Source organism: Fodinibius sp. GM108, from assembly GCF_058386985.1.
In genome coordinates this window covers 1-24,156 of sequence record NZ_JBYEIR010000008.1, presented here as the reverse complement: position 1 = coordinate 24,156, position 24,156 = coordinate 1, and the positions used below count along the sequence as shown (strand labels likewise).

17 protein-coding genes, 1 tRNA gene and 1 pseudogene are annotated in these 24,156 nt (G+C 42.3%); 4 read left to right on the top strand and 15 right to left on the bottom strand.

The features are described 5' to 3' along the window. Positions 1 to 7: 7 nt before the first annotated feature. A complete protein-coding gene (locus ACT3ID_RS14945) occupies positions 8 to 682 on the top strand; it encodes a hypothetical protein (RefSeq protein ID WP_491542854.1) in 675 nt (224 codons plus the stop codon). Positions 683 to 900: 218 nt separating this feature from the next. Here ACT3ID_RS14945 and glmS read toward each other — a convergent pair whose 3' ends face one another. After that, positions 901 to 2,745: a glutamine--fructose-6-phosphate transaminase (isomerizing) gene (gene glmS / locus ACT3ID_RS14940; protein ID WP_491542853.1), complete on the bottom strand. Its 1,845-nt coding sequence runs from the start codon at positions 2,743 to 2,745 to the stop codon at positions 901 to 903. Positions 2,746 to 2,877: 132 nt separating this feature from the next. Here glmS and ACT3ID_RS14935 point away from each other — a divergent pair, with 132 nt between their 5' ends. Beyond that, entirely contained in the window at positions 2,878 to 4,077 is a 1,200-nt protein-coding gene (locus ACT3ID_RS14935) for a GlmU family protein (protein ID WP_491542852.1), read from the top strand. Between the two features lie 587 nt (positions 4,078 to 4,664). Here ACT3ID_RS14935 and ACT3ID_RS14930 read toward each other — a convergent pair. Continuing rightward, positions 4,665 to 6,104 carry an SLC13 family permease gene (locus ACT3ID_RS14930; protein WP_491542851.1) on the bottom strand — a complete coding sequence of 480 codons (1,440 nt, stop codon included), beginning with the start codon at positions 6,102 to 6,104 and terminating at the stop codon, positions 4,665 to 4,667. Positions 6,105 to 6,350: 246 nt separating this feature from the next. On the opposite strand from ACT3ID_RS14930, the gene ACT3ID_RS14925 reads away from it, so the two are divergent. Beyond that, the gene (locus ACT3ID_RS14925; protein WP_491542850.1) at positions 6,351 to 6,566 is read left to right on the top strand and encodes a cold-shock protein; all 216 of its coding nucleotides are present in this window, start codon (positions 6,351 to 6,353) and stop codon (positions 6,564 to 6,566) included. 347 nt (positions 6,567 to 6,913) lie between these two features. Next, positions 6,914 to 6,998, top strand: a tRNA-Leu gene (locus ACT3ID_RS14920). Positions 6,999 to 7,279: 281 nt separating this feature from the next. Here ACT3ID_RS14920 and ACT3ID_RS14915 read toward each other — a convergent pair. The 13 genes and pseudogenes from ACT3ID_RS14915 to ACT3ID_RS14855 form a co-directional block, all read right to left on the bottom strand. Next, positions 7,280 to 7,351, bottom strand: a pseudogene (locus tag ACT3ID_RS14915) (SEC-C metal-binding domain-containing protein); the annotation flags it as partial. A 456-nt stretch (positions 7,352 to 7,807) separates the two neighbouring features. Next, entirely contained in the window at positions 7,808 to 9,415 is a 1,608-nt protein-coding gene (locus ACT3ID_RS14910; RefSeq protein WP_491542849.1) for a prepilin peptidase, read from the bottom strand. A gap of 618 nt (positions 9,416 to 10,033) precedes the next feature. Further along, complete coding sequence (locus ACT3ID_RS14905; RefSeq protein WP_491542848.1) at positions 10,034 to 11,095, bottom strand: DUF7973 family transport facilitator; 1,062 nt, start codon at positions 11,093 to 11,095, stop codon at positions 10,034 to 10,036. 58 nt (positions 11,096 to 11,153) lie between these two features. After that, complete coding sequence (locus tag ACT3ID_RS14900; RefSeq protein WP_491542847.1) at positions 11,154 to 12,725, bottom strand: calcineurin-like phosphoesterase C-terminal domain-containing protein; 1,572 nt, start codon at positions 12,723 to 12,725, stop codon at positions 11,154 to 11,156. A gap of 150 nt (positions 12,726 to 12,875) precedes the next feature. Next, a complete protein-coding gene (locus tag ACT3ID_RS14895; protein WP_491542846.1) occupies positions 12,876 to 14,261 on the bottom strand; it encodes a sulfatase family protein in 1,386 nt (461 codons plus the stop codon). A 68-nt stretch (positions 14,262 to 14,329) separates the two neighbouring features. After that, a complete protein-coding gene (locus tag ACT3ID_RS14890; protein ID WP_491542988.1) occupies positions 14,330 to 14,557 on the bottom strand; it encodes a phospholipase D-like domain-containing protein in 228 nt (75 codons plus the stop codon). A gap of 31 nt (positions 14,558 to 14,588) precedes the next feature. Beyond that, positions 14,589 to 15,212 carry a phospholipase D-like domain-containing protein gene (locus ACT3ID_RS14885; protein ID WP_491542845.1) on the bottom strand — a complete coding sequence of 208 codons (624 nt, stop codon included), beginning with the start codon at positions 15,210 to 15,212 and terminating at the stop codon, positions 14,589 to 14,591. Next, a complete protein-coding gene (locus ACT3ID_RS14880) occupies positions 15,212 to 15,541 on the bottom strand; it encodes a hypothetical protein (RefSeq protein WP_491542844.1) in 330 nt (109 codons plus the stop codon). Before ACT3ID_RS14880 ends, ACT3ID_RS14885 begins: the two co-directional genes overlap by 1 nt. 27 nt (positions 15,542 to 15,568) lie before the next feature. After that, positions 15,569 to 17,065 carry a RagB/SusD family nutrient uptake outer membrane protein gene (locus ACT3ID_RS14875; RefSeq protein ID WP_491542843.1) on the bottom strand — a complete coding sequence of 499 codons (1,497 nt, stop codon included), beginning with the start codon at positions 17,063 to 17,065 and terminating at the stop codon, positions 15,569 to 15,571. Between the two features lie 38 nt (positions 17,066 to 17,103). Beyond that, positions 17,104 to 20,148: a SusC/RagA family TonB-linked outer membrane protein gene (locus ACT3ID_RS14870; protein ID WP_491542842.1), complete on the bottom strand. Its 3,045-nt coding sequence runs from the start codon at positions 20,146 to 20,148 to the stop codon at positions 17,104 to 17,106. A gap of 405 nt (positions 20,149 to 20,553) precedes the next feature. After that, complete coding sequence (locus ACT3ID_RS14865; RefSeq protein WP_491542841.1) at positions 20,554 to 21,450, bottom strand: glycerophosphodiester phosphodiesterase family protein; 897 nt, start codon at positions 21,448 to 21,450, stop codon at positions 20,554 to 20,556. 45 nt (positions 21,451 to 21,495) lie between these two features. Further along, positions 21,496 to 23,055 carry a glycerol-3-phosphate dehydrogenase/oxidase gene (locus ACT3ID_RS14860; RefSeq protein WP_491542840.1) on the bottom strand — a complete coding sequence of 520 codons (1,560 nt, stop codon included), beginning with the start codon at positions 23,053 to 23,055 and terminating at the stop codon, positions 21,496 to 21,498. A 24-nt stretch (positions 23,056 to 23,079) separates the two neighbouring features. Continuing rightward, a partial coding sequence (locus ACT3ID_RS14855; protein WP_491542839.1) for an FGGY family carbohydrate kinase occupies positions 23,080 to 24,156 on the bottom strand: 1,077 nt, incomplete at its 5' end.

The window sequence follows — 24,156 nt, the reverse complement described above, 5'->3', positions numbered from 1 at the left end:
GAGTACTATGAAGTCATTTTTAAATTATCTCCCATACATCTTAATAATCACTTTACTTCTCAATATTTCCTGCAAGAAAAATTCAACAGGACCAGAAGATGAAAAGGATCTCGAAGAATCTCTGGATCCTATTGAAGAAGTGGAATTGATATCGGGTGGAGAAAATGCAACTATTACGGTGAACATGAATGGTGATGAAGCTTATTTTGATGTTCAGTTTAGTGATATAGAACCGAATAATGTAATCCAAAACGGGAGCAAAAAAGCTTGGTGCATCGATATATGGAGATCAATCGATCACAATGGCGGAACTTATACTGGCATCCCGCTTTATTCCACCTATCGGGTAGAAAAGTGGAAGCCGCTCAATTATCTGTTTAATATTGAGGAAGAACTGCTGAAAGAAAATCCGGAGCTCACATGGCTTGAATTCCAGGTAGTGATTTGGTCCCTTCGCGCAAATCCGGAATTTAATCTGGATGAGGTGGATATCGAAGAACTACCGGGACAATTCCACAATAATGGAGAACCCACATTCAGTCCTCAAAAGGTAAAAGAACTTCTTAATGTTGTAGAGAATGGATACCGGGATTTTAATTACGCTAGCAGTGACAGGTTCGCAGTTATCGCTGAGACACCTTCGGATATTCAAACCATCATTACGATAGTCGAAAAAGAATAGGAACTGCAATTTACAGACGGGAGGATTTTTATATAACAACTATTCCCAAAAGGGAAAATAGATCGAGATTGTCATCTCGATCTACTCATCCGTAAAAGCTACTTACTTTCCCAAGCAGAAGCTTGACAACAAGAGAAATATTGCTATGCCTCCCTTCAGAGGCATAGCAATATTTTTGTGGCTCTTTCCTTAGATCGAACTGAGAACAGCATAAGATGCTATTCTACTGTGACACTTTTTGCCAAATTTCTCGGCTGATCAACATCGCAACCGCGATTGACTGCTATATAGTAGGAAAGCAGCTGCAACGGAATGGTTGTCAGAAGCGGAGAAAGACAATCTTCGGTCTCGGGGATAGGACAGGAAAACTCCGAAAGATTGATTACCTCCTCGTTCTCTTCACCCGTGATCGAAATAATTCGTCCTTTCCGAGCTTTAACCTCTTCAATATTGCTGATCATTTTTTCATTGGTGTGATGCGTAGCAGCAACAACAACTACCGGCATCATTTCATCGATCAGAGCAATGGGACCATGTTTCATTTCCGCTGCAGGATACCCTTCGGCATGGATATAAGATATCTCCTTGAGCTTGAGCGCTCCCTCCAGAGCCACAGGGAAATTATATGTCCTTCCGAGGTACAAGAAGTTAGGCGCATATGTAAACAGCTCGGCAATCTTTTTAATTTTTTCACTGTTTTCTAAGATCTTCTCGACTTTTCCCGGAATGCGATCCAGCTCTTCGATAAGTCTGTTGGCGTATTCCGGATCAATCTTATTTCTTCGCTGACCCAGCATTATCGCCATCATAGCAAGAACCGAAACTTGTGTTGTAAATGCTTTAGTTGATGCAACCCCGATCTCAGGTCCTGCATGAGTATAAACGCCGGCATCGGTATCGCGGGCAATAGTTGATCCCACAACATTACAGACACCGAGAGTTAATGCACCGCGTTCTTTGGCTGTCCGTAACGCTGCAAGGGTATCAGCCGTTTCACCGCTTTGGGAAACTACCAGCATCACGTCATCTTCATCAATAAGTGCCTCGCGATAACGAAACTCCGATGCATACTCGACTTCCACAGAAAGTTTAGCAAGGTGTTCAAACAGGTATTCTCCCACCAGTCCGGCATGCCAGCTCGTGCCGCAAGCGGCAATAATCAAGCGATCGGCATTTTCGAGCTTATCCAACACATCTGCAATACCGCCCAGCTGCACGCGGTGATTTTTCACATCCAGCCGACCGCGCAGACAATCCGAGATCGCTCGCGGCTGTTCGAAAATTTCTTTGAGCATAAAGTGCGGATAACCGCCTTTTTCGATCTCCTCAATGCTCATGGCCAGCTCGTGCACTTTCTTCGTCAGCGGCTCATCTTCAATTGTTTTAACCTCATAATCATCTTTTGTAACGATCGCCATTTCTCCGTCATCGAGATACACTACCTTTTTGGTATGCTCTACAATGGGAGATGCATCAGAGGCCACGAACATTTCGCCGTCACCAATACCTAAGAGAAGTGGTGAACCTTTTCGGGCCACAATAATCTGATCGGGATCTTCAATATTCAGGATAGCCAGTCCATAGGTGCCGACAACCTGTTGCAGAGCCATCTGCACGGCCTGTTCAAATGTAACGTTGTCCCCATTACTATTCTCATAAATTTCTTCGATAAGCTGGGCAATAACCTCTGTATCGGTTTCTGTTTTAAAGGTGCGGCCTTTATTTTGCAGCTCTTTTTTCAGAGAATTATAATTTTCTATAATTCCGTTATGGACAACCGCAATCTTTCCTGATCCACTGACATGGGGATGAGAATTCACATCATTAGGTGCACCGTGCGTAGCCCAGCGGGTGTGCCCGATCCCGATAAATCCTTCAGTGGGGTCAGCCTTAAGTTTGTTTTTAAGCTGCTGAACCTTGCCTTTTCCTTTCTTGATGTCAATTCGTCCATTTAACAAAGCGATGCCAGCTGAATCGTATCCCCGGTATTCCAGTCGCTCCAACCCTTTTACAATTATATCGCTGGCCTGATTATTTCCAACGTATCCTACAATTCCGCACATAAATATATACTTTTAACTGATTTAGATGGTGATTATACTGTCTCTCCTAACAAGTTTTTCTTGAATACCCAAATTTACCATTCTGACAGATACTTTGAAACAACCTTTAAAATATAAAGACGATACAAATTCATGCAATTATGTTTTTTTGAAGATGATCTGCTATCAACATTTCATCCGCTTACGCTAACTCGTCCGGTTGATAACTTGCGTGTCGGCATTCTCAATATTTCAAAAAAGTGGGAGCACGCGCTTGAAACCGCAAATCCCAGCCGAATTTTACGTCCTGAACTTACCGGCGTTTTTGAATCTGGTACTGTTGATCAAAGCAAAAACTGTATCTGGATCAACAGCCGATACCTCCCTGCTGATAATCTCTTAGAAAAAATTAATTCATTGAGTTCGGGCCAATATCTGCAATGTGATGATACTGTTATTGCCGCATGTGTTGATGGACAAACCTCCGAACAGTGGATTGAAGATGGTGCTCCCAACTTTAACAACCTGTTTGTCCTTGAAACATCTGATTTTCTTTCTATCAAAAATATCTGGGATTTGTTCCAGCTTAATGGCCGCCAAATTGTTCGGGACCTTGAACTTATGGGAGTCGAGTCCGATGAAAACAGACAGGCTCTTCAAGGTATAGCTGTCGAAAAACCTGAAAAAGTTTACGTTCAGGAAGGTGCTACAATAGAAGCGGGTTCCGTATTAAATGCTACAAAGGGGCCTATTTTTATTGGCAAGGATGCTACAATTATGTCTGGGTCGCATATCCGCGGACCAGTAGCTATTTGCGAGGGAAGCACTATTAAAATGGGAGCTAAAATTTATGAAGATACCACAGTAGGTCCGGTTTGCAAGGTGGGGGGCGAAGTCAACAACTGTATTTTTCACTCCTACTCTAATAAAGCTCATGATGGTTTTATGGGCAATTCGTTGATCGGGCAGTGGTGCAATATCGGGGCCGATACCAATACTTCGAACCTGAAAAACAATTACAGTACCATTCGCATCACCCGCTGGGAAGACCGTGAAGAAATAGAGACCCGGCAACAGTTTTTTGGCGCTGTTTTAGCAGATCACACAAAAACAGCCATCAATACTCAGCTTAATACCGGTACGATGTGCGGGGTCAGCTGTAATATCTTTTCGAATGATTTCCCGCCTAAGTTTATTCCGTCGTTCAGCTGGGTTGGCTCTAATGTGATACAAACTTATCGGCTGGAAAAAGCTTTTGATGCCATGGAGGCTATGATGGCCCGTCGGGATGTGGAGCTAACGGACAATTATCGGGAAATGATGAAATCAATTTTTGAAAACAGGGCGGGCTAGCTCATACGGTTGTATAAAAAGGATCATTCCAACAGCTGACCGGATCAGGTGCACAGCTCGTTCAGTTGGGAAGGATCCTTGCGCCTTTAACTGTGGATTGATCCAACTATTTATCCACTTGTATCGATACCCCAAAAGATTTTTGGACCAGTAAAACTGAAATAAGAAATGCATTGTTCATTTTTTGTGACCAAAACCGCCGACAGCAGTCGGGACCAGAAAATCACTGGAACGAACCAAAAAAGTCCCGGGGGAATCGCATCCCGAAAGCTTTCGGGACCGGACCCCCTGTTTTTAAACCGTGAAATTGTACTCCCGCTCTTGCTCTTTCTACACCTCACTTACTTAAAGCCAATAGTCTATCAGATAAGTATCAAGTTGTACTTTAACACTCTTCGCCGTACCGGAATCCATGAACCAGACGCAGAGCGTATATCCGTTCGTTCCGCACCAGAGGTACGGAACGAGAGAAAAGGAGGAGATTTTGCTTGCCAATTTCACGGTTCCCCTCTTCCGGCATAAGGAATGGTGTGCGGAAGAAAGGTGCACCACCAATATATTTTGTAATACATATGAGAGCGGACTAATTAAATCCCAAAAACCAGCGGGGCTAGGTAATACGCAAAGAGGCTGGTGAGCAGAATAAAAACGACATTCAGCCATACACCGGCCCGGGCCATCTCGGGAATGTGAATGCGCCCGCTGCCGTAGATAATCGCATTCGGCGGCGTTGCCACCGGCAGCATAAAAGCACAACTGGCCGCCACGGCTACCGGCAAAGTAAATAAAAGAGGCTCCAAAGCTAGTCCCACCGCTACCGATCCCATAATCGGCAGAAAAGCAGCTGTTGTTGCTGTATTGCTCGTTACTTCTGTGAGAAAAACTATAAGTGTGATAATCAATAAGAGCAGTAAAAATATAGGCCAGCCTGAAAGTACCTCTACCCCTCCGCCAATCCACTCGGCCAGTCCGGTACTGCTGATGGCAGAAGCCAGGCTTAATCCTCCGCCAAACAATATGAGCACGCCCCACGGGAGTTCTTCGGCATCATTCCATTTCAGGAGAAAACTTTGATCAGCCGTATCGACCGGAATCAGAAACAGACTAAGAGCGGCGGCAATCGCAATACCGGTATCAGACAGGCCCGGAATTGCACTCGAGAGCAAGGGACGAAATATCCACAATAGCGCTGTGATGCTGAAAACAATAGCCACTTTTATCTCGGGTGTGCTTATAGTACCAAGCTCGTCCATTTTTTGAGCAAACAGTTCTTTGCCGCCCGGCAGTCGATCAATAGTGACAGGATATACCCAGCGCGTTAACACAAAATATAGAACCGGCAAAGCCACGATCAGTACCGGAATACCAAATAGCATCCATTTGGCAAATGAGATTTCGATGCCATAGCTGTCCTCCATGAATCCTGCGAGCAAAGCATTCGGGGGCGTGCCGATCAGTGTGCCCATTCCACCTACGTTGCATCCGTAGGCAATGCCCAGCAGCAGACATAAATCAAAGTGAGCAGACTCCTGATGGGATTCGGAATTGTTATTCACCAGCTTTAACACGGAAAGTGCAATCGGCAGCATCATTAATGCTGTAGCCGTATTGCTCACCCACATGCTCAAAAAAGCCGAGGCAATGATAAATCCGATAATAATGGAATGCGGATCGGTGCCGACAAAATTTACAATGTTCAGGGCAATGCGCCGATGGAGATCCCATTTCTCCATGGCTATGGCGATCACAAATCCACCCAGAAACAGAAAAATGAGCGGATGGGCATAGGGCGTCAGCGTATCGTCAATGCCGGATATCTGCAATACCGGAAAGGCGACAATCGGAACCAGGGCTGTAGCTGCTATTGGAATCGCCTCCGTAATCCACCAGGTGGCCATAAGCAGAGCAACAGCCGCCGTATGCCATCCCTCGGATGAAAGGCCTTCCGGTGGCGGAACAGACATCAGGATGACAAAAATTACGCATCCCAACAAAAACCCGATTGTTTTGGTATTCCTGAAATTCACCTGTAATGTTGTTATTTGCTAAAACATCCCCAAAATAGGATAGCAGGAATAAATTCAAAATGGATGATTAGAACTATTCCTAAACTATTGAAAGTTTATAATAGGTATTCTGCCAGAATAGCCGTACCTTGTACTGTTATATTTAATTACCCACCTACTAAGTATTTCGTTTGAAACGACGCGTTAATTCAACTCCTTTCATCAAGAAACAACTATTAGGTGTACACAAAGACACAGTTATACATTATGAAACAAGGAAAAATAAAATTTTTCGACACGAAAAAAGGATTTGGATTTATCGCACCTGACGAAGGCGGCGAAGACATCTTCGTCCACAGAAATAATGTCGAAAACCTGGATTATAACCAAGGACTTGAAGACGGCGAAGCCGTTGAGTTTGAAGTTGAAGAAACACCAAAAGGCCTGAGCGCTACAAACGTTACTAGCCTGGATTACAAATAGTATCCGACAAATTCTTTACCAGAGTTTGAAAAGCCCGCTTTTGAGTGGGCTTTTTTATTTGGCCCATTTTTGCAAAACAGAGCAGCAAAAAATTACGACCGACATTTCAAATTAGTCTTTAAAACTGCTATATTTTGAGCCTGCTAAAAATGAGCTGTTGGTTTGTTTATGCCCAAGCGGCGCCCTCCGTCGTTAAAGCTATGGAGGACTTGCTGCTGGCGCAGGATTTAATGCTTATGCCCAAGCGGCGGAACCCTCCTGCGCGTAAAGCTTCGGAGGATAAATTGGTATCCGGCTGCCGGGCAGATTGAATTAGGTCAAGCTCGACAAAGTTTTAGCATAGTTGAGCCCAAGTGGCGGAATTGGTAGACGCGCATGCTTCAGGAGCATGTGGGGTTTATCCCCGTGGAGGTTCGAGTCCTCTCTTGGGCACTGGCTATCGAAAAAGCTGCATCCTCTGGGTGTGGCTTTTTTTTATTTCCAGCATTTCACACGAGGACGAGAAGCCTGTCTCGATGATTTTATTCGGGAAGTCCTCCCTTGGGCACTAGGTGCTAATTAACTTGACTTTCTTTACAAATCTTTTGAATTGAATCCTCTCAGGCGTACTTTAATCTCTGTAAGTCACTTGCAGGGATTTGCTACTAATATTGGTACAAATATTATTAGTATCATCACCTAAATAACGCAAGTTCTTCACTCGTCATATAAGCTTAATTCCTTAAGCAACAGTGCTTTAACTTTTTACCACTTCCACAGGGGCATGGATCATTTCTTCCGACCTTTTTTTATTTTTAAATAAACTTCTCAGATCATCTCCCTTATTAGTTTCTGGAAATTCTTCTAAAATTTTTTCCTTTTCTTTTGACCTTTTCCAAGGATATTCCAAATTAACGCCAAACCTGACAGACTTACTATATGGATCTATACACAAGCCATACCATGATTCTGCTTTGAGTGAATATTTTCTTAAAGCGCAATGTGCATCTAATCTTTTAGCTGCATTTTCCATATCATCATTATTACAATGCACTGTCAATCCACTATCACCAATACCAAGTGTAAAATCATGAACCTCATTGTCACCTCTCGTTAATTTAGTGATATAATCTATTCCCTGATTAATTTGCTCAATGGTATCATCACCTAATTTTAATAGAAAGAAACCAAGATCTATAATTTGCTCGTGCTCCTTAGATTCAATTTCTCTGATTAACTTTCCATAATTTGTATCTTTATATCTAGTAAGAATTCCTTCTGGTGTAGAGTTGCCCTCGGATAGATTCTCTTCGAGCCGTCATTGCAAGATCAAGTTCAATAGTTAAATCATCCTCAAAATGCATTAAAGTTATATCGTCATCTATCCATAGATTTCTTTTTAAATGATACCCAAGTATAGCTAATTCATTATTCGGTAATATTTTCTCATCATATTTAACTCTTCGATTAATATAACTAAGGAAATGAAGTGGAGAGTTAAGCATTTCACAAACTACATCTAAGCAAAAAATATCAGCTACAAATGGCGCTAATATCGTTTTTGTTTTTTTATACTCTAAAAATTGGTGAGCTTGAAAACTTAATGCAGGATAATGATCAGATAAAACAGTAATAATGTAGATTTCTTTAAATTCCCTGTCAATACTTATCTCTTCATTATTACTATTCAGGAGTTTGCATTCAGAGTCTTCAATTAACTTTGAGCATGAAAAGCCTTGATCATAGGAATCCTGTACACTCTTCTGAAAATCCTCTTTAAGAACTTTATCATTCCCTTTCCTAGCCTCAATTGTGAGCCTTTTAGATTTTGCCTGTACAATAATTGCTCTTCCATCATAAACAACAAGTACGTCTATCTCACCTTTTTTATTACGTGCCGGATCTATTATTTCTACGTTTTTGAAAATACAATTCTTATTAAAGACTCTTCTTAAACATCTTGCGGAATAATCCTCAGTAAATTCTCCTCTATTTTCCACCGCTTTGTCTCTGTACTTTTCATCATTAAGCATCCAATAAAATGGACTTTCATAAAAAGCCTCCACAAGTTTATAGGGTTGAAATAATAAATATTGATCATCTTTCAATGGGATTATTGGATAAGCGTTAACAAGATTAAAATCATCAAGAGCTTCAAAGTTATCATTGTTTTTACCTCTGGGAATAGAAAAAGCCTTTATAACATTTCTTATAGTTTGTTCCTTTCTATTACATTTATCGACAATATCATCTACGGTAAACTTAAAAACAGGTAATAATGTCCATTCCTGAAATTTCAGCCCTCTTAAATACTCCTTACAATTTTCAGCTTTTACTTTTTGAACATCAGTAAGGGCTTGGATTACATCAGATGCTTCCTCAGTTGTAAAGCCCTTATTTTTAACCAACCAGTCATCATCAGATTTATATTTCTTAGGTGCTAAATCACGATACTGAAAATAATATGCCGATTCTCCTGCATAAAATATCGGTTCTCTAAAAGACGCTCCCTCAGTAAACGGCTCAAATTCTTGCAAATTAGATTCTTTCAAACTGTTAAAAAATGGAGTAGCCATTGCTTGATGCAACTCATGCAATAATTCGTAAGTCTTATCGACCATTTCTTGAATTCTATCAGGAGGAGGAATCTTTTGGTTAATTTCTTCTTTTATCATCAAACCAATTAGATTAGATATCTCTGTTCTGATCAATTTATCATTTGAATGAAACTCCTGTAGAACAGATTCGGACAATTCTTCAGCATAACGAATTAAACTATCTCGATAGCTTACAAAAGCCAGCACATGACAATAACCAAGAGAGGTACATAAATTTTCTAAATCAGAAAATATTTCATGTTCGTCTCTCATAGATCTCGCTTTTATTCTATACTTTAAGTAATAACACTCTTTCTTAAACGGTGGTTATGGGACTATAAACAAAGCCCTAATAGTCCCATTTACTGGTTTTCCTATTAATACTACTAATTTTGTTCTTTTTCAAAGAAGTGGTTTCTCTCTTAAATACAGCTATCTACAAACAATTTAACTTATGATAGTTTTACCCATTCTAACATTTATTCGCATTTCGCGAATTGCGAATGACAAATAACGTGCTTCACAGACTCAATTAGCAGTTATTCGTTTGGAAGGAGTAATTAAAACATCATTTCTCTCACTGTTTGGAAAACTTATTTTATTCTCTACAGTCCGGTAAATTCAACACTGTTTATGCTCCACTGTTTATCCACTTTTACACCAAATTAGGCGCTAAGTAATTCCGGGCTGATTCAATCCGCACTTACACCATTAAGCTGTATTTTTGCAAGGGATATAGAAGGGCCTTTGAATCAAGAAGCTCCGCAAGAAGCGGTTCTACAGCTTTCGATCACAGCCGACAGCCGGATGGAAAGAGAGGAAACGCGTCGGGCGTTCCCTCCCCGTGAAACTTTTCGATAGCAACTAACTAATCAATTGTGATTAATCCCTCTATGGAACAGGAATCCAGGCACTGGACGCAAATATTCCTGTCATAGCCAACACCGCTATCAAAAATGTGCCCATAACTATCGCTGCAGCCGGCGGATCGAGGTGCGTATCACTGTGGGCGTAAAAGATCCGCTGAATGAGCTCTCCGCAAAGGGCAGAAATAATCCCAAAAACGCTGCCAAGCAATAACATCAGGTATAGCGGATGCTGTCCGTACTCACCTGCTGTGGCAGCAACAATCGCTGTACTGGCAACAAGGGAGATATGATGGGTCACCGGAATATTGGCAACGCCACAGTTCAAAAACAGGAGCGTGGCCGCGCTGATCCCGAATGGGAGAAAAACGCTGCCGGTCTTATAGGTGATAAAAGCTGCCAGGATACCGACAACAAAACCCAGCATCGAGACATCTTTCCACTTGTATTGGTGGCCCAGCCACGGTTCAACAGTGAGCCTGCTTTCTCCTGCTTTGCCGGGCTCTTCTTCCTCCCGGATGCGCCTGGTACCTTCTTCGAACGGTTTCATATTCAGCAGCCCCTCTTTGGCTTCACCTATGATAGGAAAGCCGAAAGCCAGCCGGTGAATAAACGCCGAAAGTACTACGGCCACGGCAATAGGATCCCAGGGCAGGGACAGCGTTGCGGAGATGGTCGTAATCCAATAACCAAGAACACCAAATAACCCACCTACAAACATGACATCCGGTTTGGGGCCAAAGGCATACAAAATATTTTTGCCTTCATGATAGGGAAAATCGGTGTCCATATAGCCTTGTTTTGAAGCATATGCCGAAGCCGCCGCCCCGGCTGCAAAACTGATATGGGGTCCAAACACCGGACCAAATCCAAGGGATCCGGTGATAGAAGCAGAGTTTGCCAGCTCAGCATCCATAGCTATAACCTCTAAAAAGTCACCACTTAATATACTTGCCGTTTCTCCGGCCATCACTAAAAAACCGGTAAAAATAAATGCAGGCAGAGCCCCTAACGAGCTGCCAAAAGCACCTCCTGCAAAAGCCGCCAGTATCATCCCGATTGCCCAAAGTTCAGAAAATTCTGCCATAATGATCCCCTTTTAATTATTTATGTAATGCTTTGAAATTGAACAGTTATCCTGAAAATTATTCTATTTCGATTACTTTTGTTTCCTGGTATTCCCGACCATACATATCTTGTGTTAATACTTCTATTTTATGAATCCCCTTCTTCAATTCAGGCAATTCTGCCGTCCAAAAGTGAGGTGTATGAGCGGATTTCCTTTCTCCATCCATGATTTCATTAAAATAAGGAGAATATGCTCTTTCCATTCGCTCCATTTCTTTCCATTCACTTTTTCCAGTAACTCTGTATACCACTTTCGAGCGTTCGTTTCCATTAAACACGTTAACCATGAATTCGGAATCTTTGTATTCCTTAAGGGTTACATGACTTTTAGGACGTTCGATTCGTATTTGATGATCTTTGGCGTGCCCCGCCCCCTTATAGCGTTCTTTGTAGGTGTTTCCATCAAATTCAAAAATATGGTATCCATTGGGCGCTCCATCCCGCTGATGCGTAACAGGAATTCCTCTGTGATCTTTTGGACCGCTCCACCATGCACCCGATGCTGCTGCCAGGGCCATATGGTGGAGACTGTTTGGTGTTACATGATCGATCTCATCATCCAAAAAGTCATGGAAGATTCTATGTCTGTGACCACTTAAATACAGTAAGTTTTCGCGATCGGCAACCAATCCAAGCAGCTCATCCCGATTAACAATGTTTTGTGTTTTACTATTACTACCGTTGGAGTACATAGGGATATGCGAGAGTAGCACAATGAGCTTGTTATTATCAATATGTTCCAGCGTATTCTCTATCCACTCTAACTGCTTACTGTCGATATAACCTCTATACGGAGCGGAATCCTCATCGGGTCCAAGGTAATCAATGTTATTAAGCGCTATAAAAAGTACATCACCATATTCAATTGAGAAGTACGTTGGCCCGTAATGCTTTTTGAAGGTTTCCCGGGCATGTTCGTTTCCTTCTGAATCAAAGTTTATATCGTGATTCCCAAACAGATTATACACCGGCAAGTCCAGTGTTTTCATGATTCTGTTGTACCTGTCGTACAGGGAGAGATCGTCAAACATTATGTCTCCCAACACCAGCGTCAGATCTGCCTCAACACGAGCAAGCTCGGATACCACATCATCCCTGTAGTATGAAAGCTCCTCGTTATTGCGCGGCTGGGGATCACCAAAAATGATGGCTTTAAACGATTCTTTTTCTTCTGATGGAATCAATCCAAAATTTAATGGCTCGGGAAGTTCACCGGTCGGTTTCAATCCCGCATACTGCAGGTTTGGCGATCCCCCGGGCTGGTGAATATGATAAAATTGGGGCAAATTATTTTCATTTTGATCTACTGCATAGCCGGCTGGTTTTGTTACAAATATAATCGCATCACTTTTAACCGGCAGCTTATAACGCCCGTCCTCATCCGTTAAAACGACCTCCCGCTGATTTGAAACCATCACGTCGGATATCCCCGATTCATCCTGATCCTTTTCCCCGTTTTTATTTACATCTTCATACACATATCCTTCTACAAACTGTTGGGCTTCCCCCCTTTTCTGCTGAGAGATCCCAATCTGGGTAAATACGAAAAAGGTTATCAATAAAGTAAAAAGGTATAATCTTATCTTCATTTATTATGAACTAATTGCCAGCTTAACGTTAATGTATAATTCTTTTTATCAATCCAAAGAGCACACAAAATATCGACCGGTGCAAGTAAGTATCTGCACCGGCAATATTAGTTTTTTCAAGGAAGCAAAAATGAGATTATCGTTCAACGTTTAATCACTATCGACAGAACCGAGTGAACGTGAATTTTCCTCAATCTCATTCTTATGCTCCTCTACCAGCTTTTTAAGCTTTTCAACAATTTCAGGATGATCAAGAGCTAAGTTACGCTGCTCTCCAACATCTTCAGCCAAATTGTATAACTCTTCTTGTTGCTGAAATACAAAATCGCTGGAATAATCATAATGGATATTATTATAATCCCTTCTTTTTCCTTCAAGATGTAACTTCCAATCCCCCATTCGCACGGCTTGCAGATCGCCCAGTCGATAATAGAAATAAGCCTCATAAGGAGACTCCTCGACTTCGCCTTTCATAAGTGGCAGTATATTTTTGCCATCGATCACACGATCTTGCGGAAGATCAGCTCCGGCAATATGTGCAATCGTCGGATACAAATCCATGATGGTGGTCAGTGCTTCATTCGTCGTATTTTCGGGAATTTGCCCCGGCCATTTCATGATCGTAGGTACACGGTGACCACCTTCCCAGACCGTGCCTTTGCCATTGCGCAGCGGAGTGGCCAATCCACCCTCTTTACCTTTTTGGAGCCATGGTCCATTATCTGACGTAAACACCACCAGCGTATTATCAGCTATGCCGAGCTCATCCAGCTTGTCCATAACCTGTCCGGTACTCCAGTCGATTTCTTCAATGACGTCACCGTACAAACCAAAATTGGAAGTTCCCTGAAAATCCTCACTTGCATACAAAGGCACGTGGGGCATGGTATGAGCCAAGTAAACGAAAAACGGATCGTCCTGATTTTCCTCAATAAACTCAACCGTTTCTTGGGTATATCGCTTGGTTAACTGTCGTTGATCCGGTCCCCGTTCTATAACTTCTTCATTGCGCATTACCGGCAGCGGATCATAGGGACCTTTGGCAGGTCGTGCATTAGGTCCCATATCGTTACTGAAGGGAAGACCAAAGTAATAATCAAAACCCTGGCTGGTAGGCAAAAATGGCTCTTTATGTCCCAAGTGCCACTTACCAATTGTTGCTGTTGTATACCCTTCATCCTGTAATAATTCAGCGATAGTAATTTCTTCAGGATTTAATCCCGTATCGGAATCCGGCCAAAAAACGGTTGATACCCCTGCGCGTTCTGCATAACTACCAGTCAAGAGTGCAGCCCGTGAAGGTGAGCACAGGTTTTCAGCATAAAACTGCGTAAACTTCATCCCCTGATCGGCAAGCTTATCTATCTGGGGAGTTTCGATCTCCGGGGCACCAAAAGCTCCCACATCGGCATATCCCATATCATCAGTTAAAATAACCACAATATTAGGTGGCGATGAATCATCAGTTTGCCCTTTTAACGAGCAAGAGATAAAAAGAAAAATCGAAAGAACGAACAGCAGCTGATACTTTTTCATAATGGGAACTCCTCTTATTCAACAGTTAACAATTAATTTTTTCATTAGAACATCATCTGACTTTATAGTCAATTTACTACCCCTGATTTTTTTGCAGGGCAACATATAGCAGGTAAATTTTTAAGTTCTTCATAATAGGCTTCGTACTGATCATAAAGCTCATGATCGATAAATAATAAAGTCGCCTCATTATTATTTCTAAGAGCATTGATGGTAAAATTTTGAGATCCTGTCAGTAGCACACGAGTATCATCTTCATTCCAGAGGCCTTCTATCATCATAAATTTGGAATGTATATTTATTTTCTGCTGATCGGAATTCGAGATATTATAAATTTTTATTTTCTTCGAGATCTTTTAACCGGTCATAAGTTTCGGAACCTATGCTGTTTTTTGTAATCACCTCGATTTCAGCTCCTTCGGATAATAGTTCTTCCAATTTATCCGCAATGGCAATACGCGAATCAGTCCATGCCGACATTCCTATTTTAACGGTCGCAGAACTCGGCTCATCGATATTATCTAAAATTTCGACAACTGTATCATTTCCATAAACAGCACCATCTTTTCTTTTGGGATGAAAATAGGCCTTTACACTGGCTTCTGTATCCGCATTTTCACGATATTCGAAGTCTCCCATCTGTTCATTGGCCAGAGATTTCATGTCATGCCAGTAATCCAGGTATGCTCCATACAAATCTGCATCAGATAAAATTACCCCATCCTGTATTTTGCGGTTCCCGGATTCTTTAAAATTCTGTGAGGTCTGAAATATCACATTTTCCAAAGTCCCTTCACTGGTGGTGATCTCCGGCAGCAACACAAATTTGTTGTGGTTGATGGCCGAACGACTTGCATTATTATAGATCCAAACTATTTCTACACCTTCACCGAGCTCATTTAATTTGTTGCCAGTTGCAGTATTATCGCTGCGATTGCTCCTATCCATCATTACGTGCAGTGATACATCTCTGCTGTGACTCTTTCCAGAGCATCAACAAGTGTCTGATTTTTAAATTCATAAATTGATATATAAATCGAAGCCTCTTCAGGCGTAGCATCAACAAGATCTATTAACCGGTCCGAAATTACTGTAGACCGTTTTCCATCTACTCTTTGATCTGGCTCTGTAAATGAGGCCTCTGGTAATGATATATTAACCGGTTCAGCCGGCGATGGTTTTTGTGTATCAGGATCCGACCGAACCGGATTTTCACGATCCCCGCACCCTACACAAAGGAGGAACAGTGCTGCAAAAAAGTATTCCCTGTAATACTTCATGCTAGGAACAGAGTTCGGGATATTTCATTAATAGCCCGGATTTTGCTCCAGATTGGGATTCAATTCTATTTCTTCTTCCGGAATTGGATGCCGCACGTGATGAGACTTGAAATTCTGTACAGGATTGTATGCACAATGACGTGTATTCTGAAGTGCCTCTTCTAAAATACCCCAACGAATCAAGTCCATTCTTCGATGTCCTTCGCCGGCAAGCTCCCACTTTCGTTCATCATAAATAGCTTCTCTAAATTCTTGCTGTGTTAAACCAGTCAGGGGCTGATTGGGGTCATAGGCCCGCTCTCTTACTCTGTTTATGTACTGGTAAGCATTCCCTGGACCGTTCAACTCATTTTCAGCTTCAGCCGCCATCAAATAGACATCAGCCAATCGGAAAATGATATAATTTTCGCCGTGATTTTGTCGGGGCGAAACTTCTTCATCCAAATTCCACATTTTAGGCATATATGGATAATTCAAGTCAAACCCGAGATAACTTTCAGCAATATTATGAGGCCTTCGAAGATCATCCTGCGGAAACTCATCAGCAAAACCACACTTAACCACTGCCAAACCATAACCGGTAAAACCCTCTCCTCTAGCCTCTAGAGAATCCGATAAAGCGTCACGATCTGAAGCATTTGCAGGTTCATCCCTGAGACGAGGAGAAAACAGAGAGGTATTTATTGTGGGGTTTTCATCTTTTACGAATACAATTTCCCAGATACTCTCATCATTGAATTCATTATCAGGATAATCATAGACGTCTCCATAATCGTCGAGCAATCGGTGGGGAGAATTATTAATAATCTCTACAGATTTGTCACGGGCAGCTTCCCAATCCTCCTGTATCAGATGGATTTTAGCCATTAATGTCGCTGCCGCCCACTCAGATGGCCTCCCCTGCTCACTGGCAGAATAGCTGCTTGGCAATAAATTTTGAGCCTGTTGCAAATCCTGCACCATATCATTACGTATTTCTGTTTTGTCATGTCGACTGAGATTCTGCGTTTCCTCAATAGGGAGATTTTCTCGATAATAGGGAACATCACCAAACATATTTGTTAAGTTATAATAGGCAAACGCACGTAAATATAGTGTTTCACCTATTGCTTGATCTCTAGCTTCGGGACCTATATTCTCATTGCCTTCGACTTTATCCAAAATGACATTAGCATTCTGTATTATCTTATAGTATTCATTCCAGGCACCTCGAGCCCCTGCAGGTCGACTTACCGAAAGTGTATAATTATTAATATCGTTTAAGGAACCGCCTCCTTCACGACTGGGTTCTATCACATCTGCCCCATACATGTAGAACCGTTTGACGCCATAACTACCGTAAAGGGAACCATCATACAACGGCTCATACATTCCATTTACAGCTGCTGTTGCTTCCTTGTTAGAGTTAAAAAATGTATCAGGGGATAATACATCTCGCGGCTCTTCAGCAAGAAAATTATCACACCCACCCAAAACCAGAAGTAAAACTATTAACGCAAGTATTTTATCTATGTGACGTAACATAATTTTATCCATTCGTTTGATTAAACTGTTCAATATTCTTAAAGCGTCGCTCTTATACCAAAGGTTAAGGTCCTGCCGTATGGGTATTCGCCCTGCGAAAATCCGATAGCTGTATTGCTATCCCCATATTGGCTTACTTCCGGATCGAAAAGCTGGAAATCAGAAATCAACAATAAATTCGAACCTGAAAAGTAAACGTTTAAGTTCTTAAAGCCAGTTAATCCCCAATCTTGAACGGGGATACTGTAATTTAACTGCAGATTTTTTAACCTCAGATGAGAACCATCCTCAACCATTCTGGAATTACTATAGACTGATGCCAGTGTAGCTACAGTTCCAGCTCTGGGAACATCGGAATCTGAATTTTCTGGGGTCCAGCGGTTAAGAGTTTCTTTATATTTATTTGCTTCCGGTCTTCCGAAGAATGCTGATTGCGTCAAGCTATTGTAAATTTCATTTCCATATGTTCCCTGTACAAACACATCCAATGACCACCTTTTATAATCGAATGTATTTTGGAAACCAAAGGAAAAGTCAGGTTGCGGACTCCCTAACACCTCAAAATCTTCTACAGACACCTCACCGTCTCCGTCGGTATCTTTAAAGCGCGGACCACCAACCTGCTGAGCTGATTGCCCCGAATCATCAATCTCCTGCTGAGATTTCCAGGTACCCATGTATTCTACTCCAACGAACACAGGAACTGGTTCTCCTACAATCAATCGACCTCCGGGACCGCCGCTCGTTGGTGAAACAACATCTATATATTCTGATCCACCTAAATCAAGTACCTTGTTCCGGTTTCCGAAAATTGTAAACATGCTTGACCACTGGAAATCATCAGTGGTAAAATTGATTGTGTTAATTTTAAACTCCAGTCCATGATTTTCTATTTCACCAAGGTTTTGCAATTTGCTTTCGAAACCTGTTTGACGGGCTATCTGTACATTTAGGAGTAGATCTTCTGTTTTCTTCCGATAATAATCAGCCTCAAAAGACAATCGACCTTCAAACAAGCTTGCCTCCAAACCAATATCAAACTGTGCCGTTGTTTCCCACTTTAGATCTCTGTTTGCAGGTCTTCCACTCTGTACAGCGGGTTGCTCAGTATTATTTAGATACGCACTTGTACCACCCAGTAAGGATAAGGTTCGGAAAGATCCAATAGCCTGGCTTCCTGATAATCCATAACTGGCCCGTAATTTCAGAGCATCAAACAAATCCATCTGTTCTATAAATGGCTCTTGACCTAGTTGCCATGCTACAGCAGCCGAAGGGAAAAATCCATATTCGTTATCTGACCCTGCAAATCTTGACGATCCATCAACTCTTCCTACTAGTGTAAGAAGATACTTATTTTTTAAACTGTAATTAGCTCTACCTAACCAAGAAACTAACTGGAAACTATCCCATCCGGTATCCACAACATTTCTTGTTGGATCTGCTCCTGTAGATAAATCATTATACTCAAGAGCATCATTGGGAAAACCGAAAGCTCTTGCATTTACAGCTTCAGCTTCGCTCGTCTGCCAAGTGAAGCCACCTAACAAATCAACTTCATGATCTTCACCAATATTCGTCGAATAGTTGATTGTATTTTCATTTAGAATCTCCGTACTGGTAGATACCTCAACTCTGCCATCGCCTCCCTGATTTATAATTGAATGCTCAGGTAACCTGCCCGGATTATACCTGTTAAATTTTGTATATCTAATTTTAGGACTAAATGTTGATCGGAACAACAAGTTGTCATTGGGTTCAAATTCGAGATAAAGATTACCCAGAATATTGGTTGTCAGGTTATGATCTGATTTTAATTGGATATCTGCTTCTGGATTGCGGTAAACGCTGGCAGAAACAGGATTAGTCGCTGTAAACTCTCCTTCATCGTTATAAATTGCACGTTCGGGCAGAGCTGTACGATAAAGAGCAGCACTAAGATTTACTTTGTTATTCTCTTTAATTAATCGAGAGGTATTAACTTTTAATCCCGTTCTTACCTTTTCTGACAAATCGAAGTCCAAATTCGTTCTAAAATTATATCTTTCAATACCAGATTCTCTGATAAGTCCCCGTTGATTAAAATAATTACCTGAAAAGTAATAGTTGATATCTCTATTTTCTGATTGACCGGACACTGACATCTCTGTACTCGTTAAAGGTGCATTTTGTGTCATTTGATCAATCCAGTTTACATCCGGTACATCGTTCGGATCAGCAAAAGGTTCTGTAGCTCCTCTAAATTGGGCATCCTCATTTGCATAGGCAGCATGCTGAGGCCCATTTAACAAATCAACAGTATTCATCATATACTGCATACCACTGTAGGTGTTAAATGATATCTGAGGTGTTCCAGGTTCTACGGCTTGTCCTGTTTTAGTAGTAATTAGAACAACCCCATTCGATCCACGCGTACCATAGATAGCAGTAGCCGTAGCATCCTTAAGAATATCTATTGACTCGATATCATTGGTGTTAAGATTATTCAAGTTAAAGTCTGTACCAACAATAGAACCATCAATAACATATAAGGGGCTATTTTCACCTTGAATTGAATTACTGCCCCGAATACGTATAACACTTTGGGCTCCAGGCTCGCCACTAACTTGAGTAACCCTTACTCCAGCTGCACGCCCTTGCATAATTCCATCTACCCTAGAAGCGGGAATATTTTCAAGATCTTGACCTCGAACAGAAGAAACGGAACCGGTTACATCTTCTTGACGTTGAGTTCCATAACCGATAACGACAATATCATCTCCTGAATAGGTTTGCAACTCCATTTGAACATCGATCTGATTACGACCATTAATGGGAATTTCTTCAGTCGCATATCCCACAAATGAAAAAACGAGTGTATCTTGAAGGCTCGGTACATTCAGGCTGTACTCACCATTTTGATCTGTTGCAGCACCCATATCAGTACCTTTTACCAGTATATTTACCCCCGGCAAAGTTTCACCACTATTTGATTCTGTTACTATACCACTGACCTCTTGGCCGAAAGATTGAAAGCCTAACCCTACCATAAAGAACATGAATAAGAAAATAGCTGTACAATATCTTGTGCCTTTATACTTCATTGTCATCCCTGTTTTAAGACCAATTATGATTTTTGTTTTGAGTGCAAATAAAACATCCCACCTTAAAGAAATGATTACCAAACCTTTACTATTACTGAAGAATCACGCTTAAGGTGTAGTTGTCTATACAACCATATGACTAGTTATAAAAATTTTTATTCAGATGCAAACCATGGCTAAATATTTTAATATCAGTTGCTGGAAAAGGGGATTTGAAACCAGTCTGGCGGGTAAAAGAATTCCATTCACCGCTGAGTGGTAAAAAAATCCATCTTTTAAACTTGCAGACTTCGTTTTGCAAATTACTATCAGCTAGTCAGCGAAAAGCAACTGCACACAAAGCGCTGTAGTCTGGCATCCCGAATTTATCCAGCCTTAACCTGCAGATTTAATATTTCCGATAAACTAAAAATTATCCCTCAATTTTTTGTAATAATTAGGATAATCTGAAATTATTCCATCTACTCCCATCTCAACCAATCGAACCATATCTTCATATTCATTCACCGTCCAGGGTATAACACGCATCCCTCTCCTGTGAATTTCATCTACAAGAGATGAATCAACAAGATTGTAATTGGGTGCATATACATCCGGCGTTGCAGTCAATTTGGATAAATTCTCGGAGATATCAGGTTTACTTTTAGGTATTAAATAAACCTGGGAAACTGAAGAGTCAATCTCCTGTAATTCATTTAATATCCGATCATCAAAAGCAAAAATACTAATCCGCTCCAGCATATCCATGTTCTTTAATTCATTATATACCAGCTGGATCACTTTTTCCGGTGCGGGCTGCAGCCCATTATCCCATTCAGGTTTGCTTTTGATCTCAACGTTGTACTTTATCGGAGGATAATCATTCTCAATTCTGTAAGATTCTATTTCAGCAATTGCTTCCTTCATCAAAGGTTTTGACAATGATTGTGTCTTTTGATCAGGAAAACCCGGCCTCTGAATAGATCCACAGTCGTAACGCGCAATTTCGTCGTAGTTCATCTCATAAAGGAGATGCTCTTTCTGGTTTTCTTCCTTGATCTCATTTCCGTCGGGATCCAGACAAATATCATGGCGCATCCAGGGTTCATGAGAAATCACGACATTCTCATCGCCGGATATCACCACATCAAATTCGATACTGTTTATATCATGTTTCATAGCTTCTTTAAATCCGGGAACAGAATTTTCAGGCATTAGCCCCGTTGCTCCGCGATGACCGACAAGCTCCAGCTCCTGAGTTTGATTCGAATTGCAGCCAATAAATAATATGAGTGCCAGTGCAAAATACTTTGTTACCTTCATATGTCCTTTTTTTCTTTGTTACTTTCTGTTTTGAAGATCTACCGTTCAGGAAACCTGGTAAGCCCGGGCAAGTTTTGTGTACGCTTTTAGCTGGTCCTGAATCCACTGCTCATCATGCCCATGCTCCTCGGCCATTAGCCGGGCAACTTCAGGAGCCATCTCTTCGCTAGCCTTTGCATCCAGAAACAATGCTCGCGTACGACGAGAGTTAAAATCTTCGACTGTCATAGCCATCTCGTTTCTCGCTGCCCATATAACTTCGGCTTTGATATAGGGAAAGTTCTCATGCAGCCGCTTACCATACTGTGGGTTTTCATCAACTATAGCATTAATTTTTTCTTTGTCACAACCATATAGATCTAAAGGTGCTTTATTGTCTACCGCCTTCTTCCATCCGTGAATTTTAAGCTCTTTAGTTACACATTCTTTTTCTTCTAATCCAGTAATCTTTGATATACGATCCACTACATCTTCAGCCATTTTGCGATAGGTTGTCCATTTTCCGCCTGCAATAGTTACGAGTCCTGAGGGGGATACGAATAAAGAATGGTCCCTAGATATTTCTGAGGTATCATTTGAATTCCCATTTTTGACCAGTGGCCGTAAACCGGCAAATACGCTTTTTATATCTGATCGGGTAGGCTTCTTGGTCAAATATTTTCCAATATGTTCTAATATGTAATCAATTTCTACCTCTTTAGCTTCCGGGTCTGATGAAACAGTATCAACAGGGGTATCTGTTGTACCAATTATTACTTTATTGTGCCACGGAATTGCAAAGAGAACTCTTCCGTCTTTTGTTTTAGGTATCATAACCGCAGTATCACTTGCTAAAAAGTCTTTATCAACTACGATGTGAATCCCCTGGCTGGGAGTAATTACAGATTCTGACACTGTATCATCCATTTCCAGAATTTTATCGGTAAATACTCCTGTGGCATTCACAACAGCTCGACCTTTAATCGTATACTTTTCGCCCGTCAACTCATCTTGTGCCTCCACGCCAATCACTTTACTGCCGGATTTAAGCAAGTCAGTTACTTCCATGTAATTAATAAGTGTGCCGCCTTGCTCTGCACTTGTTTGCGCAAGATTTATGGCCAGCCTTGAATCATCAAAGTTTCCGTCATAGTACAGTATTCCACCCCGTAGTTTTTCCGAGTTGATCTTAGGAATAGTATTTGTAACCTGTTTTGCAGACAGATGTTTTGATACACCTATATTCGATTTTCCCGCCAGTAAATCATAGACTTTCAGCCCTAACCAATAATAGAACCCCCGCCACTTGCTATAATGAGGAATCATAAATGGTTGTTTACGAACAAGGTGAGGCGCATTTTCGAAGAGAATACCTCGTTCTCTCAGGGCTTCGAAAACAAGGGAAATATCTCCCTGTTCCAGATAGCGCACACCGCCATGCACCAGCTTTGTCGACCTGCTTGAAGTGCCGTTGGCAAAATCATCTTTCTCGAGTAACAGTGTTTTATATCCACGAGAAGTTGCGTCCACAGCAACTCCCAAGCCTGTAGCTCCACCTCCAATTATAATAACGTCCCACATCCCCTCAGTTTCACTAAGGGTGTTTACCATTTCCGAACGATTCATAAATCAACTAAAAACCTTTTAGATCTAATTTGTTGCCCAGTGCATGGCAGAACGCAGCGCCCGGTCCCACCCGGAGCGCAGCTCCCGGGTTTCCGCTTCGGATCGTTGCGGAGAAAACGATTGGTCTTTCTTCCACTGCTTGTTGATCTCCTGCTGGTCTGCCCAGTACCCGACGGCCAGCCCGGCCAGATAGGCGGCCCCAAGGGCGGTCGTCTCCAGAGTATTCGGCCGGACAACCGGGGCCTGCAGCATATCCGACTGGAACTGCATCAGCAGGTCGTTGGCCGTGGCCCCGCCATCGACCCGAAGCTCCTTGATCTCGATCCCCGAATCCGCTTCCATGGCCGTAATCACATCCATGGTCTGGTAGGCAATGCTTTCGAGGGCCGCCCTCGCTATATGTCCCTTATTGGATCCCCGGGTCAATCCCACCAGGGTCCCCCGCGCATGCTGGTTCCAGTGCGGGGCTCCCAGGCCGGTAAAGGCGGGCACCAGATAGACCCCGTCGTTATCTGCTACCGAAGCGGCTAATTTTTCTACGTCCGATGACTCATCAATAATACCCAGCTCATCCCGCAGCCACTGCACGACGGCGCCGGCCACAAATATGCTGCCTTCCAGGGCATAGGTGACCTCCCCGTCGATCTCCCAGGCAATGGTCGTCAGCAGGTTGTTCTCGGAGGTAATCGTCTTGTCGCCGGTGTTCATGATCATAAAACAGCCGGTCCCGTAGGTGTTTTTGACCATCCCCTTCTCGATGCAGCGCTGGCCGAACAGGGCCGCCTGCTGGTCCCCGGCGATGCCGGCAATGGGGACGCTGGCGGCAAAGTGTTCGGTCTCCGCATACACCTCACTGGAGGATCTGACCTCCGGGAGAAGACTGCGCGGGATCTCCAGTAAATCCAATATCTCCTCATCCCAGCGGCCTTCGTTGATATTGTACAGCATGGTGCGGGAGGCGTTGGTGGCATCGGTGACGTGGGCGGTGCCCTGGGTAAGGTTCCAGATCAGCCAGCTGTCCATGGTCCCGAACGCCAGTTCGCCGTTTTCGGCTTTCCGGCGGGCCCCGTCTACGTTATCCAGGATCCATTTGATCTTGGT